This is a genomic window from Halobacterium sp. CBA1126 (assembly GCF_009741975.1).
Classification (GTDB): Archaea; Halobacteriota; Halobacteria; order Halobacteriales; family Halobacteriaceae; genus Halobacterium.
The window spans coordinates 36940-53421 of sequence record NZ_WPCF01000002.1; the positions used below are offsets into that span (position 1 = coordinate 36940).

At 67.6% G+C, this 16482-nt stretch carries 10 protein-coding genes and 2 pseudogenes; 3 read left to right on the plus strand and 9 right to left on the minus strand.

The features are described from left to right. Positions 1-2: 2 nt before the first annotated feature. Together uxaC and GJ634_RS00535 are read right to left on the minus strand one after the other, a co-directional pair. Positions 3-1370: a glucuronate isomerase gene (gene uxaC, locus GJ634_RS00530; protein WP_157499879.1), complete on the minus strand. Its 1368-nt coding sequence runs from the start codon at positions 1368-1370 to the stop codon at positions 3-5. Positions 1371-1412: 42 nt separating this feature from the next. Further along, positions 1413-2365: pseudogene (locus GJ634_RS00535) on the minus strand (mannonate dehydratase). 138 nt (positions 2366-2503) lie between these two features. On the opposite strand from GJ634_RS00535, the gene GJ634_RS00540 reads away from it, so the two are divergent. Continuing rightward, positions 2504-4486: an endo-1,4-beta-xylanase gene (locus GJ634_RS00540; RefSeq protein ID WP_157499881.1), complete on the plus strand. Its 1983-nt coding sequence runs from the start codon at positions 2504-2506 to the stop codon at positions 4484-4486. A gap of 47 nt (positions 4487-4533) precedes the next feature. Here the strand turns inward: GJ634_RS00540 and GJ634_RS00545 are convergent, their stop codons facing one another. After that, the gene (locus tag GJ634_RS00545) at positions 4534-4989 is read right to left on the minus strand and encodes a universal stress protein (RefSeq protein WP_157499883.1); all 456 of its coding nucleotides are present in this window, start codon (positions 4987-4989) and stop codon (positions 4534-4536) included. 80 nt (positions 4990-5069) lie between these two features. Beyond that, positions 5070-6512, minus strand: a complete 1443-nt coding sequence (locus GJ634_RS00550) for an aldehyde dehydrogenase family protein (RefSeq protein ID WP_331713919.1) — start codon at positions 6510-6512, stop codon at positions 5070-5072. 100 nt (positions 6513-6612) lie between these two features. Here GJ634_RS00550 and gfo6 point away from each other — a divergent pair, with 100 nt between their 5' ends. Further along, the gene (gene gfo6, locus GJ634_RS00555; protein WP_157499887.1) at positions 6613-7698 is read left to right on the plus strand and encodes a D-xylose 1-dehydrogenase Gfo6; all 1086 of its coding nucleotides are present in this window, start codon (positions 6613-6615) and stop codon (positions 7696-7698) included. 19 nt (positions 7699-7717) lie between these two features. On the opposite strand, the gene GJ634_RS00560 is transcribed toward gfo6, so the two are convergent. From GJ634_RS00560 to GJ634_RS00580, 5 genes and pseudogenes are all read right to left on the minus strand, one after another. Next, on the minus strand, positions 7718-8086 hold the full coding sequence (locus tag GJ634_RS00560) for a hypothetical protein (RefSeq protein ID WP_157499889.1): 369 nt from the start codon (positions 8084-8086) through the stop codon (positions 7718-7720). A gap of 69 nt (positions 8087-8155) precedes the next feature. Continuing rightward, positions 8156-10354: an ABC transporter ATP-binding protein gene (locus GJ634_RS00565; protein ID WP_157499891.1), complete on the minus strand. Its 2199-nt coding sequence runs from the start codon at positions 10352-10354 to the stop codon at positions 8156-8158. Further along, positions 10355-11371 carry an ABC transporter permease gene (locus tag GJ634_RS00570; protein WP_157499893.1) on the minus strand — a complete coding sequence of 339 codons (1017 nt, stop codon included), beginning with the start codon at positions 11369-11371 and terminating at the stop codon, positions 10355-10357. Further along, positions 11361-12359, minus strand: a complete 999-nt coding sequence (locus GJ634_RS00575; RefSeq protein WP_157499895.1) for an ABC transporter permease — start codon at positions 12357-12359, stop codon at positions 11361-11363. The genes GJ634_RS00570 and GJ634_RS00575 overlap by 11 nt, the downstream gene beginning before the upstream one ends. A gap of 35 nt (positions 12360-12394) precedes the next feature. After that, positions 12395-14182 (minus strand): annotated as a pseudogene (locus tag GJ634_RS00580) (ABC transporter substrate-binding protein). Positions 14183-14384: 202 nt separating this feature from the next. Here GJ634_RS00580 and GJ634_RS00585 point away from each other — a divergent pair. Then, the gene (locus GJ634_RS00585; RefSeq protein ID WP_157499897.1) at positions 14385-16454 is read left to right on the plus strand and encodes an alpha-glucuronidase family glycosyl hydrolase; all 2070 of its coding nucleotides are present in this window, start codon (positions 14385-14387) and stop codon (positions 16452-16454) included. Positions 16455-16482: the final 28 nt, after the last annotated feature.

Below are 16482 nucleotides of genomic sequence, written 5' to 3' on the forward strand. Positions count from 1 at the left end.
GCCTACAGTCCGTACAGCTCCTTCGGCCGGTCGTACGCGACGTGCTCGACGAGGCGCTCGGCGTTCTCGTAGGGAATCCGCCCGCGGTCGACCATCTGCCCGACCACGTCCGCGAGCGTCCGCCGGAACATCTCGAACCGCGAGCCGTAGGAGACCAGCTTCCGGGAGTCGCTGACCATCCCAGCGTGGTTCGCCAGCAGGTCGACGGCAGCCACGCGTTCGAGCTGGTTCGCGATGCCCATCGGGCTGTCGTTGAACCACCACGCCGGCCCGATGCTCACGTTCGGGTAGGCGCGCGCGACGACCGTCGCGCTCGGGTAGTGCGTCGGGTCGAGCGTGTAGAGGACGACCTCCATCTCGCCGTCGAAGCGGTCGAAGAAGTAGTCCAGCCCGTCCACGAGGTCGACGTCCTGCGTGGACACGTCTCCGCCCGCGTTCTTCCCGACGGTCTCGTAGAGGGAGTCCCGGTAGTCACGCACCGCGCCGACGTGGAGTTGGGTCGTCCAGCCCGCCTCGCTGTTCAGCTCGCCGACGAACTCCAGCAGGTACGCCTTCCAGTCCCGAATCTCGGCCGCCGTGAGGTCGTCGCCGCGGCGCGCCTTCGCGTACACCTCACTCGCGCGCTGCGTGCTCACCGGCCGCGAGACGGGATTCGTTCCCAGGCCGATGTCGCAGGCGACGCAGCCGTGCTCGGCGAAGTAGTCGTGGGTCTCCGCGAGCGCGTCCAGGAAGCCCGCGAAGTCGTCGATCGTCGTCTCGGTCGCGTCGTCGAGGTCCGCGACGAACTCCGTCCACGCCGCGTTCTCGACTTTCAGCGCGCGGTCGGGCCGCCACGTCGGCAGCACGTCGACGCCCTCGACTTCGGTCTCGGCGCGCTCGTGGTACCGCAGCCGGGAGGTCGGGTCGTCGCTGCTGCACAGCACTTCGACGTTCATCTCTCGCAGCACCTGCTGGGGTCGCATCGCGTCGTCGGCGAGCTGGCGCTTCGTCTCCCGCCAGATCTCGTCGGCGGTGTCCGCGTTCAGTGGCTTCTCGATGCCGAACCGGCGCTTGAGGTCGAGGTGGACCCAGTCGTAGGTCGGGTTCCCCGCGAAGTCCGGGAACACCTCGGCGAGGGCGTCCCACTTCTCGCGGTTGCTGGCGTCCCCCGTGACCTTCTCCTCGGGGACGCCGCGCTTGCGCATCAGCTGCCAGACGTAGTGGTCGGTCGCGCCCTCGACCTCCCAGACGTCGTTCCACGGCTCGTTCTCCACGACTTCCGCGAGGTCGACGTGGTTGTGCGGGTCGACGACCGGCAGGTCCGCGATGGACTCGTAGAGGTCGACCGCGGCCTCGGAACCGAGCAGGTACTCCTCGTCGAGGAAGCTCATGGGCGTACAACCGCCGAGCGCGACAAAAAAGCCTTCGACGGCCTACGCGTCGGTCTGCTCCAGCAGTCCCTTCATGTACCCGACGGCGAACAGCGGCCCATGTCCGTGTAGCCGGCCTGTGCGTCGTCGCGGTGGCCTTCGTCGAGCATCCGCGGCACGTGGTCGGGGCGAATCGGGCCGTCGAAGCCCACCTCGCGGTACGCCTCCATCGCGGCGAGCATGTCCGTCGGGCCGTCGTCCTGCCACGTCTCCACGAACTCCTCGGGGGAGCCGTCGACGTCCCGGAAGTGGACGAAGTGGATGCGGTCGCCGAACCGTCGAATCGTCTCGGGGACGTCGGCGCCCATCGCCGCGTAGTTACCCTGACAGAACGTCAGGCCGTGGTTCGGGCTGCCGTGGAGGTCCAGAATCCGCTGGACGTTCTCCACGGAGTCGACGAGCCGCGGCACCCCGCGCACCGAGTCGACGGGCGGGTCGTCGGGGTGGAGCGCGAGCTGCACGCCCGCCTCCTCGGCGACGGGCACGACCTCGTCGAGGAAGTACTCGAGGTTCGCCCAGAGCTCGTCCTCCGTGACGTCCACGGGGTAGTCGGGCGCGCGCTCGGCCTGCTCGTGGTCGTACGCGGTCGTGCGCGAGTCGCCGCGCAGCGGCACCTCGTCCGACGTTCGGAGCACGCCGACCGGGTTCTCGGTCCACACCCAGCAGTAGACGTCGATGCCCGCGCGGCCCATGTTCCGAATGAGGTCTTTGACGGTCTCGATCTCCTCGTCGCGGCCCTCGCGGCCGAGCACCGTTTTCGTCATCGGCGGGCGGTCCTCGACGACGTCCAGCGACAGCCCGTGGTCGGCGAACCGGTTCTTGGTCTGCAGCAGGGAGTCGTACGTCCACCACTCGTCTTCGCCCCAGAACCGCACGACTGCGGTCGAGAGGCCGAGTTGGCGCGCGAGCGTCCACCGCCGGTCGGGGTGCGGCGGGAGCATCGTCGTCGTGTCCATACCCCGTCTTCGCGGACCCCCACAATAGTGGTTGCGCGACGCGGCGCGGAGTTACGGCCGAGCCCCGCGAGAAAATCCAACGCACCCCCATAATTAAATAATCACAACCCGTGGGTGTGTTTGGAGTGAGCACACTCCATGGCAAGAGACCTCAGCAGTTACGACAGCGGACGGCGCACGTTCCTCAAAGCACTCGGCGCCCTCGGCGCGACGGCGGCAGCGAGCCCCGCCGTCGCCGGGCAGGCCGCGGCCGACGACGCCGCGGACTACCACGAGTCGCTGCGAGCGGAACTCACAGCATCGAGCAGGCAAGCAAAACAACTCCCCGCCGGCGAGTACGTCTACGACACCACGGAGGAAGCGACCATCGAGACGTTCTCCCTCGTGGGCGGCGGCACGGAATCGACGATTAGCGTGGACGTCGACGCGGTCCCGCACACGGAGGCGGAGCGCTTGGACGTCCCGAGCGCCGACGATCCCGGTGCGGTCGCGTACCGCGGACCGATCACCGACCACAGCGTCACGGAGGGCGACCTGCTCCTCGGCGTCGCGTGGGTGCGAAGCGACGACGACGCGGCGGAGGCGAGCGCGCGCTTCGGCTACGTCGACAGCGACGGCGAACCGGTCGGCGAGAACTTCGTCCAGCGCGGCGCGGCCGTCGACCCGCAGGGCGAGTGGCTGCGGTACTTCTTCCCCGTCGAGGTCGGCGAGCGGCCCGACGACGCGGACGTCCCCGCGCTCGAACTCCAGGCCGGGTACGCCGACCAGACGCTCGACGTCGGCGGCGTCGCGCTGCTGGACTACAGCGGCGACGGCGTCGGCCTCGGGACGCTCCCGCCGTACGACTACGAGGGGCGCAGCGAGGACGCCGACTGGCGGCAAGCCGCCCACGAGCGCATCGAGGAACACCGCAAGACCGACGTCGAAATCGAAGTGCTGAACCCCGGCGGCCAGCCGATGGACGGCGCGACCGTCGACGTGGAGATGGTCGAACACGAGTTCGACTTCGGGAGCGCGGTCTCCGTCGAGCACGTCGTCGGCGACACCGAGGACGACGAGATCTACCGGGAGACGTTCCTCGACCACTTCAACAAGGCCGTCGTGGAGAACGGCCTGAAGTACCCCGCGTGGGAGGGCGTCTGGGACACCGACAACGACGACACCCGGGCGACCCTCGACTGGCTGAACGAGCGGGACGTCCCGACGCGCGGCCACTACCTCCTCTGGGAGCAAGACCAAGCATCCGGCGGCGGCGGGATGAACGTCGACCCGGACCTGCCCGCCGACGAGAAGCAGGAAGTCATCGCGGAGAAGATCGCCGACCACGCCGCCGAGTTCGAGGGCGACGTGACCGAGTGGGACATGCACAACCACCCCATCTGGCAGAGCAACTACCGCAACAACCCCGAACTCGGCTGGGACGCGGTCGAGGAGTGGTGGGCGGTCGCCGACGACACCACCGACACCGAACTGTACACCAACGAGATGGGCGCGCTCGGCGGCCAGTGGCAGCGCAGCCAGTACCTCGACTACGTCGAGCACCTCGTGGAGAACGACTACCCCATCGACGGCATCGGGTTCATGGGCCACCACCAGCAGCAGTGGGGGCAGATGCTGGACATGGACAACCTGCTCTCGGGCATCGACCAGTTCGCGGAGTTCGACCTCCCGCTGCTGGTCACCGAGTTCGACATCCAGATTCTCGACCGGCGGAACGCCCAGGACGTCGACGTGCAGGTCGACTACACCCGGGACTTCCTGACCGCGCTGTTCAGCAAGGAAGCCGTCGAGGGCGTCGTCTCGTGGGGCTTCTGGGAGGAGGACCACTGGCGGCCCTCGGGCGCGTACTACGACTCCGACTGGACGCTCCGGGAGAACGGCGAGCAGTTCCTCGACCTCGTCTTCGACGAGTGGTGGACCGAGGAGACCGGCGAGACCGGCGACGACGGCGTCTACGCCACGCGCGGCTTCAAGGGCGACTACCGCGTCACCGCCGAGAAGGGCGCGCTCTCCGGCGAGACGACCGTCACCGTCGACGACGACGCCGACACCGTCACCGTCGAACTCACCCCGCCCGGCAGAGACGATGGGAACGGCCGAGGCGACGCTGACGGGAACTGAACGCTACGAGCGGGGAGCGCTGACCGACCGCCACCGCGACGGCGGCGTCACTCCATCTGGACGGTGACGAACCCGGGGAAGTTGAGCACGAGCCGCTGGGTGGTGTCCCCGAACACCGCTTTCCCCGTCGGGGAGCGCTGCCGGCCGACCGTGAACACGTGGTCGCAGCCCTGTTCGTTCCCGATCTCGATGACGCGCTGTGCTTCGACTTCCTCGGTGACGTCCGTGACGACCGTGTAGTCGACGTCGAACCCCTCCAGCGCGTCCTCGGTGACGTCCTCGGCGTACTGGCGGGCGACGCTCAGCGCGTCCTCGTCGCTGTAATCTTTGTTCTCCACGCGACCGATCTCGTCGAGTGCGGCCAGCGACTCCTCGAACTCATCCTCGGTCAGCGGGACGTAGAGCACGAGCTCCGCGTCGGCACCGGTCACGTACGCGGCGGCCTCGCGGACCACGCCGGCAGTACTCTCTCTGTCGTCGACGACTACGAGTGCGTCTTCCATGCCTACCGCCACGAACTCGTCCCGTATAAAACTCCGCGCTTCCCGGGGCGGCGAAAAAACGGCGCCGGACCGCAGCGACCTCAGTAGTTGTCGTAGACGGTTTTCTCGATGGTGTAGAACTCAAGGCCCTCGTCGCCCTGTTCGCGCCACGTCTCGGACGAGGAGCGCTTGAACCCGCCGAAGGGCACGTGGAGCTCGAGCCCGGTCGTCTTCTCGTTGACTTTGACGACGCCGGCCTCGGCCTCGTCGACGAAGCGGTTAGCTTCGGTGTGGTCGTCGGTGACGATGCTCGCTGAGAGCCCGTACTCGACGTCGTTGGCGGTTTCGAGGCCCTCCTCGAAGTCACTCACCTTGATCACGGCGACAACCGGCCCGAACACTTCCTCCTGGGCGATGCGCATGTCGTTGTCGACGTCCGTGAACACCGTCGGCTCCACGAAGTACCCCGAGTCGTACTCGTTGGGTGTGTCGCCGCCGGCCGCGAGGGTCGCGCCCTCGTCCTGGGCGATGTCGATGTACTCGAGCGTGGAGTCGAGTTCGCTCTGGCTGACCTGCGGCCCCATCTCGTGCTCGAGGCCCGGGCCGATGTCGATGGACTCGGCTTCGTCGACGAGCGCGTCCACGAACTCGTCGTAGACGTCCTCGTGGACGATCGCCCGGGAACAGGCAGTACAGGACTGGCCGGTGGTGCCGAACCCGCCGCTGGCGACGATTTCGGCGGCTTCCTCGGGGTCGGCGGAGTCGGCGACGAGCGTCGGGTTCTTCCCGCCGAGTTCGGTCTGGACGCGCTTGCCCTGGTCGGTCGCCTGGTCGTACACCATCTCGCCGACCTGGCTGCTCCCCGTGAAGGAGACGGCGTCGGTGCCGTCGCTTTCGATGAACTCCTGGCCGACGGAACTCCCGGGGCCGGTGACGACGTTGAACACGCCGTCCGGCAGCCCCGCTTCGTCGAGGGCTTCCGCGATGGCGAGGACGACGCCGGGCGCCGCGGAAGCGGGCTTGAGCACGACGCTGTTGCCCGCCGCGAGCGCGGGCGCGAGCTTCCACGCCGGGATGGCGATGGGATAATTCCACGGCGTGACGAGCGCGGCCACGCCGACCGGCTCCTTGCGCGTGTACAGCGTCGTGTCCTGGCTGCTGGACCCTTTGACGGTGCCGCCGAGGTCCGACGCCTTCCCCGCGAAGTAGTGGAAGATGTCGATCGCGCGCTGTACCTCGCCGGCCGCTTCCGGACGGGCCTTCCCCTCCTCTTCGACGAGGAGCTCCGTCAGCTCGTCCTTCCGCTCGGCGAGAATCGAGCCGGCCTGCCGGAGGACGCGCCCGCGCTCTGGACCGGGCGTGTCCGCCCACTCGTCCTGCGCGGCCACCGCCGCGTCGACCGCTGCCGCGGCGTCGTCGGCGCTGGACTGCTGGTACGTAGCGACTGTCTCGCTCGGATTCGCCGGGTTCTCGACGTCGAACGTCTCGCCGGTCTCGGTAGCGACCCACTCGCCGTCGACGTAGTTCTGATTGGTCTCAGTCACACTCCAAACGTCGCAATTCTCCCATACCATTCTTACGATTCCGTCACCACTCACGGCCTCGTCCAGTACACTTTTGGGGGGAGCCGCGAACCCACCTACCATGTCAGCAGCAGACTGTCTGAACAGCGTTCGCCACCGCGACTGGGAGCAACTCGACTCGGGAACGCTCCGGGTCGCGATGGTCAGCCTCGGGTGGTGGACCCGCGAACAGGCGATGCCCGCCGTCGAGGCCTCCGAGTTCTGCGAGACGACCGTCGTCGTCAGCAGCACCCACGAGAAAGCCGAGGAGGTCGCCGCCGAGACGCCGACCGTCGAGGCCGCGCTCACCTACGAGGAGTTCGAAGCCGGCGAAGCCACCGACGAGTACGACGCCGCGTACATCTGCACGCCGAACGCGCTCCACCTGCCGTACGCGGAGGCCGCCGCCGACCACGGGAAGGCCGTCCTCTGCGAGAAGCCCGTCGAGGCGACCCGCGAGCGCGCCGAAGCCCTCGTCGAAGCCACCGCGGACGTCCCGCTGATGGTCGCCTACCGGATGCAGACCGACCCGCAGGTCCGCCGGATGCGCGAACTCGTCGCCGACGGCGCCATCGGCGACCCCGTCGCCGTCCACGGGAACATGAGCCAGCAGATGCTCGACGTTGTCTCCAGCGACACCGACCAGTGGCGCCTCGACACCGAGCTCGTCGGCTACGGCGCGACCGTGATGGACCTCGGCATCTACCCCATCAACACCGCGCGGTTCGTCCTCGACGCCGACCCGGTCAGCGCGACCGCGCAGATGCACTCCGAAGACAAGGCGTTCGACGACGTCCCCGACCAGCACGCCGCGTTCACGCTGCAGTTCGACGACGGCACGTACGCCGCCTGCACGGCCAGCCAGCACGGCGCCCGCTCGGGCCACCTCCGCGTCGTCGGGACGGACGGCGAGCTCCGCCTCGAACCCACGTTCCTCGGCGAATCCCCGCAGACGCTGACGCTCCGCCTCGACGACAAGGAGATGGAGATCGACGACGGTCGCCGGGACGTGTTCGGCGACGAGATGACCGAGGAGTTCGACTACTTCGCCGACCGCGTGCTCCGCGGGGAACCCATCCACCCAGACGGCGAGCACGCGCTCGTCGACATGGAGGCCCTCGAAGCCGTCTACGAGGCCGCCGACACCGGTGAGACCGTCTTCCTGTAGGCCGGACCGGAACTCGTTCTCACTCGGGCGTCTCCGGGTCGTGTTTCCCCTGCTGTTCGAGAATGTCCACGAGTTCGTTCGCGAACTCGACGGTCCGCCGCGGCAGCCCGTACCGGTCGGTCCCCATGTCGTAGTCGCGTAGCTCCGCGACCGTCTCGGCCGTGTGCGGGAGCGTCGTCACCGTCTCCCGGACGTCCACGTCGAGCACGCCGTCGTCGGTGTCCAGCCACGGCTGCTTGCGCTGCTTCTCGTCGTACTCGATCGGGTGCGTGTCGCCGCCCATCGCGGCGACCACGTCGTCGACGGCACCGATTTCGACGCGGTCGTCGGCGTCGTCGGCGACCAGAAAGAGCGTGTCGTCTTCGACGACCGGCTCGTACCGTGTCATGTGCCGACGTTGACCGGCGCGCGTAATAACCCTGTTGTCGCGCGCCACGGGCGTGGCAGCCGGCGCGGGTTACCGCTCGACCGCGTCCGGGTCGGCTTTGGCGCCTTCGAGCGGTTCGCTGTCCCAGTAGGCGTGGTCCGGGTCCTCCCGGAAGCACGCCGCCTTGCCGTCGCCGCCGTCGATGTCCTGGAGCTCCGGCGTCTCCTCGCGGCACGCCTCGCGGGCGACCGGACACCGCGTGTGGAACCGGCAGCCCGACGGCGGGTCGATCGGGTCCGGCACGTCGACTTCACGCAGCGGCGGCCCCGACTCGTCCATCTCCTCGAGGTCGAGGTTCGGGGTCGCCCACCGCAGCACCTCCGTGTAGGGGTGGCGCGGGTCGTGAATGAGCCGCTCGGCGGACCCGATTTCGACGATCTCGCCGAGGTACATCACCGCGATGCGGCCGTCGCCGTGCTCGGCGAAGTACCGCGCGTTCGAGAGGTCGTGGGAGATGAACAGGAACGACGTCTCGAACTCGTCCTGCAGCTCCAGCATGAGGTCCATGATCTCGATGCGGAGCGAGACGTCGACCGCGCTGATGGCCTCGTCGGCGAGAATCGCCTCCGGGTTCATCAGCAGCGCGCGAGCGAGCGCGACGCGCTGTTTCTCCCCGCCGGAGAGCTGGTGCGGGTAGCGGTCGAGGAAGTCGTCGGCCGGCGACATCCCCACGCGTTCGAGCAGCGAGCGCATCCGCGCGCGCCGCTCCGAGCGGTCGCTGTTCGGGTGGGTGTGCCGGAGCGCCTCCGAGAGGATGTTGACCACGCGGTCGTTCGGGTTCAGCGCGCTGCCCGGGTCCTGGTGGATGATCTGGAGCGCTTGCCGAATCTCCTCGTGGGAGATGTCGCCGTTCCCGCGCTTGGCCTCCCAGATGTCCTGCCCGCGGAACTCGATGGAGCCGCCGGTGGGCTTCTGGAGGCCGATCATCGTCTTCCCGAGCGTCGTCTTCCCGCAGCCGCTCTCGCCGAGCAGGCAGACGAGGTCCTGTTCCTCGATGTCCAGGGAGACGCCGTCGACGGCGCGCACCGTGTCGGAGTCGCCGAAGAACTGCTCGACGATTCCCTGTTCTTCTTCGAAGTGGACCTCGACGTCGTTCAGCGAGAGCAGCGGCTCCTCGCCGTCGACGGACGCGGACGTCTCCCGCTCGCTCGTCGCCTCGATACCGCCGACGTCCGGGCTGTCCTCCCCGAAGTTGAGGGGGATCTCCTCGCGGGCCTCCGCCCAGTGGTGGCACGCCGAGCGGTGTTCGTTGTCGTCGTGGGAGACCAGCGGCGGGTCGTCCGTTCGGCACTCCGCCGTCGCGAGCTCACACCGCGGGTGGAACCGACACCCCGACGGGACGTTCACCGGCGCCGGGCCTTCGCCCTCGATGGGCTGCATCTCCGACAGCGGCGCGTCCAGATTGGGTGTCGCGTTCAACAGCTTCCGCGTGTACGGGTGCGCGGAGTTCTGGATGATGTCGTCCCGCGGCCCGATCTCCGCGAACTGGAACGCGTAGATGATGGCCATGCGGTCGGCCAGCGACGCGACCAGCGGGAGGTCGTGGGTGATGAAGACGATAGTGAGGTCGTACTCCGCCTGGAGCTCCTCCAGCAGCGAGAGAATCGACCGCTGCATCAGCAGGTCGAGCGCGGCGGTCGGCTCGTCCATCACCAGCACCTCGGGGTCGAGCACCATGCTCAACGCGATGAGCGCGCGCTGCTGCATCCCCCCGGAGAGCTCGTGGGGGTAGGCGTCGAGCACGCGGTCGGGTTCGAGGTAGAGGTTCTCGAGGAGTTCGCGCGCGAACTCCAGGCCCTCGGAGACGCTCTTGTCGTGGGCCTTCAGCGTCTCCTCGAAGTGCGTCTTGACTTTCATCGTCGGGTTGAACGACGACATCGCGCCCTGGAACACCATCGACACCTCCTCCCACCGGAACTGCCGGAGCTCCTCGTCGCTGAGTTCGAGGACGTCGACGCTCTCGCCGTCCTCGGGGTGGTAGTGGATCTTCCCGCTGAGCACGCCGGGGTCCGGGATGGCGTCCATCAGCGCGGACGCGAACATCGACTTCCCGCTGCCGCTCTCCCCGACGATGCCAAGCACCTCGTGGCGGTCGATGCTGACGTTCGCGTCGTCGAGCACGTACGTGTGCCCGTCGTTGAACGTGACGTTCGTGTCCTCGACTTCGATGATGGGGTCCTCGACGGAGTGGTCCGTCGCGGGCGCCCGAGATTGATTTTCAGTACTCATTTACATCAGCCCCCCGGTCGACGAGTCGTCTGCTTCCTCGACGGACTCGGACTCCCCCGAGAAGCGGGTCCGCACGCGGGGGTTGAAGATGCGGTCCATCCCCTGACTCAGCAGGAGGAGCCCGAAGGCGAGCCCGACGATGGCGGCGATCGGGACGAGTAGCCAGTGCACTGCCTGCATCGTGAACAGGCCCCCTTGGTAGTAGGCGTTGTTCAGTGTGACGCCCCAGTTCTGCCCGCTGTACGGCAGCACGCCGATGAAGTACAGCCCCACCGACGCGAAGATGGTGTACCGCGCGGCCTTCACGAAGTTCACCAGCACGTACGGCATGATGTTCGGGAGGATGTCCTTGCGGATAATCCGCAGGGTCCCAGTGCCCATCGTGCGCGACGCCTCGACGTAGCTGTTCTCGCGGATGGACAGCACCTGCGAGCGGATGGAGCGGCCGAGGCCCGCCCAGTAGTTGATGGTGAGCACCACGCCGAGCAACAGCGGGTTCTCCGGGCTGAGCGTGATCGCCAGCACGATGACCAGCGGCAGCCCCGGAATCGCCATGAAGAAGTCCGAGATGGTCGTGATGACGGTGTCGACCCGGCCGCCCTTGTACCCGGAGACGGTGCCGACGAGGACGGCCAGTGTGGTCGCCCACACGCCGCCAGCGAACACCATCAGCAGGATGAACGGCGTCGAGTCGATGATGAGCGCCAGCAGGTCGATGCCGGACTGCGTCGTCCCGAGCGGGTACTTCAGCGACTGGAACGGCGGGAGCAGCCGGTGCATCGACTGGTTCGGGCTGGCGTTCCGCCAGAGGCCGAACACGTCGACCAGCGCCATGACGACGTAGAAGCTCACGATGAAGAACCCGATGCGGGTCCGCATGTCGGACCACGCGACGAGCGCGGGCTCCCGAATCGAGTGCTGGTAGATCTCCTCGAGGCGGTCGCGGAAGCCGACCTCGCCGGCCGACTCGTCCGCGCGCCAGTCGAACTCGTCGCTGCCCTCGTCCTCAGTAGGCATCGGAATCACCCGCGCTGATGCGTGGGTCGATGAGTCCGTACGTGAGGTCGGCGATGAAGACGGCGACGACGAGTGTTACTGTAATCACGAGGAAACACCCCATCATGAGGGGGTAGTCGTTGGCGTTGACGGCGGCGATCAGGTAGTAGCCGAGTCCGGGGTACGAGAAGATCTCCTCCAGGACGACGGTGCCGCCGAGCCGGAATCCGATCTGCAGCAGCAGCCCGGTGTACATCGGGAGGATCGCGTTCTTCGCGACGTAGCTGGTCGCGATGCGGTTGTCCGAGAGGCCGCGCAGCCGCGCGACCTCGACGAACTCCTCGCCGAGCACTTGGATGCTGTTCCCGCGCATGTTGAGCGCCGTCGACCCGATGCCGCCGAGGGTGAACGACGCGATCGGCAGCGCCGCGTGGTAGAGCACGGTCTGGATGTACGCGACCGTGAAGCCGGGCTGGACGCTGCGGGCTGCCGCGTTCCCGGTCGGGAACCAACCCAACTGGAACGACAGGAAGAACAGGCCGATCACGGCGAAGATGTAGTACGGAATCGACATCAGGAAGATGGACGCCCCGGAGGTCACCTGGTCGAACCAGGAGCCCTCCCAGTACGCCTGTACTGCCCCGATGAGCACGCCGAGCACGAACATCAGCACCGTGGACGTCACGACGAGGAAGACGGTCCACGGGAGCGCTCGCGCGAGCACGTTGATGACGGGTTCGCCCAGCGAGATAGACCGCCCGAGGTCGAGCTGGACGACGCCGATCATGTAGTCGATGTACTGTTGCCAGAGCGGTGCGTCCGGTCTGATGTTCTGCAGCGCCTGAATCCGGGCGTCGACCTGGTCTGCCGGAATCCCGCGCTGGAGGAGCTGTATTCGGAGCTGCGTGAACGGTCCGCCCGGAAGGAGTCGAATCAGCCCGAACGTCAGCGTCGCTACCGCAAGTATCGTTGCGGGGATGCGGAGCGTGCGTCTGAGGTAGTAGTTCATGTTGATAAAGGTTGGAAAGGGAACCGTCGCCTAGCTCAGCCCTTGTACTGGAGGTCGCCCTCGTGAACCCACCAGAACTGCGGCCACTTCACCTGCCGATTCGCGTCGCCCTCCTCGGCGATGGTCCAGTCGTCGTCGGTCGTCCACGACTGCTCGAACTTCGAGACGAGGCCGAGGAACGGCAGCTCGATGTGGTTGTGCCACGCCGCCCGCTGGACGTACTCGCGCGCCGCCTCGTCGTCGGGCTGCTTGGCGATCTGGTCGACCTCCTCGAGTGGCGTGATCGTCATCTCGCCGCCGTCGGGGCCGGGGATCGTCTGCTCGGTCTGTGCGGCCTCGCGGTAGTTGTGACCACCGCCGATCTCGTCCTCCCAGAGCTGGTACCGCAGCGGGAAGTACGGGAACGACGACCGCGACCCACCGGGCAGCCAGTACAGACTCCCCATCGAGAAGCTGCTGTTCGAGTACTGGCTGAACCAGTCGTTGGTCGGCTTCGTGCTGATGGAGAAGTCGAAGCCGAAGTCGTTGAGCTGGCTGACGACCGTCTGGGTCATCGTCGTCCAGTCGGTCCAGCCGGCCGGCGAGTAGTAGTCGCCGCTGATGGTGTCCCCGCTCTCGTCCTGCCACGTGCCGCCCTGCTTCTCGTAGCCGGCGTCCTCGAGGAGCTGCGTGGCGGTCTCCGTGTCCTGGGACTCGGGGCTGTACGTCTCGAAGTCGCTCTGCATGTCGTCAAGCCAGTACTCCTGGTCGCGGGGCGCGATCCCGCACGGCGTCTCCGTCACGAACTTCGAGCGCGGACCGGCGTTCTCGACGATCGACTGCCGGTCGATGACGTGGGCGGTCGCCTGCCGGACCGCGCGCTTGCCGAAGTGGCGGTCGGCGTGGTTGAACACGATGCCGTACCCCCACTTCGCGGGAATGTTGACCTGCTCGACGTGGTCGGCGAACTGATCGACAATCTCAGGCGGACAGAACAGGCTCGGTGCGCCGTCGACGTGGTCGGCAGACATCAGCGCCTGCTGCTGAGCCGTGTTCCCACCGAAGCTCTCGATCATGAACCGGTCGAAGTTCACGTTGTCGGCGTTGTAGAACTCCGGATTGCGCTCGAACTCGAAGGCCTGCCGGTCCTTGTTGACGAACGACCACATGCCGCTGGCGACCGGATCCTCCCACGCCCAGCGGAGGAACTCGGAGGCGTCCTTGTCGAGGAACTGCTCGTGAGTCTCGACTTTCGTGTCCACGAGGAAGTTCGTCAGCTCGAACTTGACGATGCGCGGGTTCGTCGGCCCGGCGAGGTGGAGCCGGGCGGTCTTCTCGTCGACGATCTCGTAGTCCTCGAGGTACCCCCAGATCGAGCTCCCGGTCTTCTCCGCGAGCTGGAGCTAGACGTCGAAGTCCTCGGTCGTCCACTCGTCGCCGTTGTCCCACTTGAGGTCGTCGCGGAACGTCAGCGTCACTTCCTGGCCGTCGATGGTCAGGTCGCTGAGCGCGCCCAGGATGAACTCGCTGCTGGTGAACGAGTACTTCATGAACGGCGCGAACACCGAGCGGCCGGCGGGCCACCGGTAGTTCTGAATCCCGGACGTGTTGAAGTGGAGGTCGGCCGGGTTCCCGGTGTACGCGTTCGTGTACGTCGCCTGGTGGACCGAGTCGCCGCCACTGGTCGTCCCGGAGTCCCCCGAGTCGGTCGGGTCCGAACCCCCGCTGTCGCCGCCGCTGGCACACCCCGCGAGTGCCGCTACGCCGGACGCACCGGCGACGGACAGTATTTTTCGTCGACTGACTGCGTGGTCGTATCCGTCACTACCATCGTCTGCTGACATAGCGTAGCATCAATTACCGTAATAGGTCATAAATATTGGGGAGGTTGGCACCGCCTGACACCCGAACGCGGGTCGAACATCCCGGGCACCGCGCTCGCCGCTCGAATGGCCCACCGCGCAGGCGTCTCTCGGCGTCACGCGGCCAGTCGGCGCCGCGACCACTACCATTTTACCGGGTCGCGCCGACTCTCCGAGCGACACGATGAACGAGTACGACGACTGCTGGCTCCGATACGACCGCGTGGCCGACGACGACCGCCGCGCCGCGTACCGCCGGCGGTGCAGCCACGCGTACGTCGCAGAGAAGTCCCCCGAGTGCAGCGCGGTCCGCGACGAACTCCGGCGCGCGCTCCCCGACCTGCTCGGCCGCGACCCCCACCTCTGGCAGCACCCGCCCGAGACAGTTGCGGGGTTCCTCGCGGTCGGCACGCCCGACGACATGGCGATGATAGCCGAGACGGTCGACGTCGACGAGGTCGAATCACTCGCGGACGGCGGCTACCTCCTGCGCTCGGTGACGTGGAACGGCGCCGACTGTCTGGTCGTCACCGCACCGACCGACCGGGGCCTCGTCTACGGCACCTTCCACCTCCTCCGCCTGCTGAGCACGCGCGACCCCATCGACGACCTCGACGTCCGCGAGGAGCCAGCCCACGAACACCGCCTCCTGAACCAGTGGGACACGCCGTTCCACCGCTCGGTCGAGCGCGGGTACGGCGGCGAGTCCATCTTCGACTGGGAGCGACTGCCGGACCTCCGCGAGCGCTACGAGGACTACGCGCGCCTGCTGGCGTCCGTCGGCGTCAACGGCGTCGTCCTGAACAACGTCAACACGACGAAGCCCCCCCGGGGGAGCGCGAACGACGCCTTCGACGCCTTCGAGGGGTGGCAGCTGCTGGAGTCCGGTCGCCTCGAAGACCTCACCGGGCTGGCGGCGACGTTCCGGCGGTACGGCATCCGGACGTACCTCTCGGTGAACTTCGCCGCGCCGATGCTCGTCGGCGACCTCGACACCGCCGACCCCCTCGACGAGGACGTCCGCGAGTGGTGGCGCGAGAAGGCCGACGAGGTGTACGACCTGCTCCCGGACTTCGGCGGCTTCCTCGTCAAAGCCGACTCGGAGGGCCAGCCCGGCCCCTACGACTACGACCGCGACCACGTGGACGGCGCGAACGCCATCGCACAGGCCCTCGAACCCCACGGCGGCCGCGTCTGGTGGCGCGCGTTCGTCTACGGCACCCACGAGGACCGCGCGGTCCAGGCCTACGAGACGTTCGAGCCGCTGGACGGCGAGTTCGCGGACAACGTCACCGTCCAGGTGAAGAACGGCCCCATCGACTTCCAGCCCCGCGAGCCCGTCTCGACGCTGTTCGGCGCGATGCCCGAGACCGACCTCGGCCTCGAACTCCAGATCACCCAGGAGTACACCGGACAGGGCGTCCACGCGACCTACAACCTCCCGATGTGGAAGGAGATATTCGAGTTCGACACGCACGCGGACGGCCCGGACACGCCCGTCAGCGAGCTGTTCCGCGGGAGCGGCGAGGGCGTCGTCGGCGTCGGGAACGTCGGCGAGGACTACAACTGGACCGGCCACTACCTCGCGCAGGCGAACCTGTACGCGTTCGGTCGCGCGGCGTGGGACCCTGACGTCGACGCGCACGCGGTGACCGAGGAGTGGGTCCGGCAGACGTTCGGCGCCGACGAAACCGTCGTCGACACGATAACCGGCATCCTGCACGACTCGTGGGAGGCCTGCATCGACTACGAGACCGGCGGACTCGGCCTGATGCACATGATGCACAACGGCGAGGAGTACCTCGAGAACCACTACTACCCCTCGCCCGAGGAGTGGCCGGGCTACCACGGCGTCACCGAGGACGGCGTCGGCGTCGACCGCACAGAGACGGGCAGCGGGTACGCCGAGCAGTACCGCGACCCGGTCGCAGAGCGGTACGCGTCCGTCGAGGACTGCCCCGAGGAGCTCCTGCTGTTCTTCCACCACCTCCCGTGGGACCACGAACTCGAGGACGGCACGACCGTCGTCCAGCGGCTCTACGACAACTGCTTCGCCGGCGTCGAGGAAGTCCGCCGGCTCCGCGCGCGCTGGCGGGACCTCGAGGGCCGCATCGACGAGCGGCGCTTCCGCCACGTCAGCGAGCGCTTCGACGAGCAGGTCGCGCAAGCCGAGCGGTGGCGGGACGTCCTCACCGAGTACTTCTACGAGCACTCGGGCATCCCCGACGAACGGGGACGCGTGCCGGCCGAGTAGGACCGCTCACCGCTGGGTTTTTGGCGTT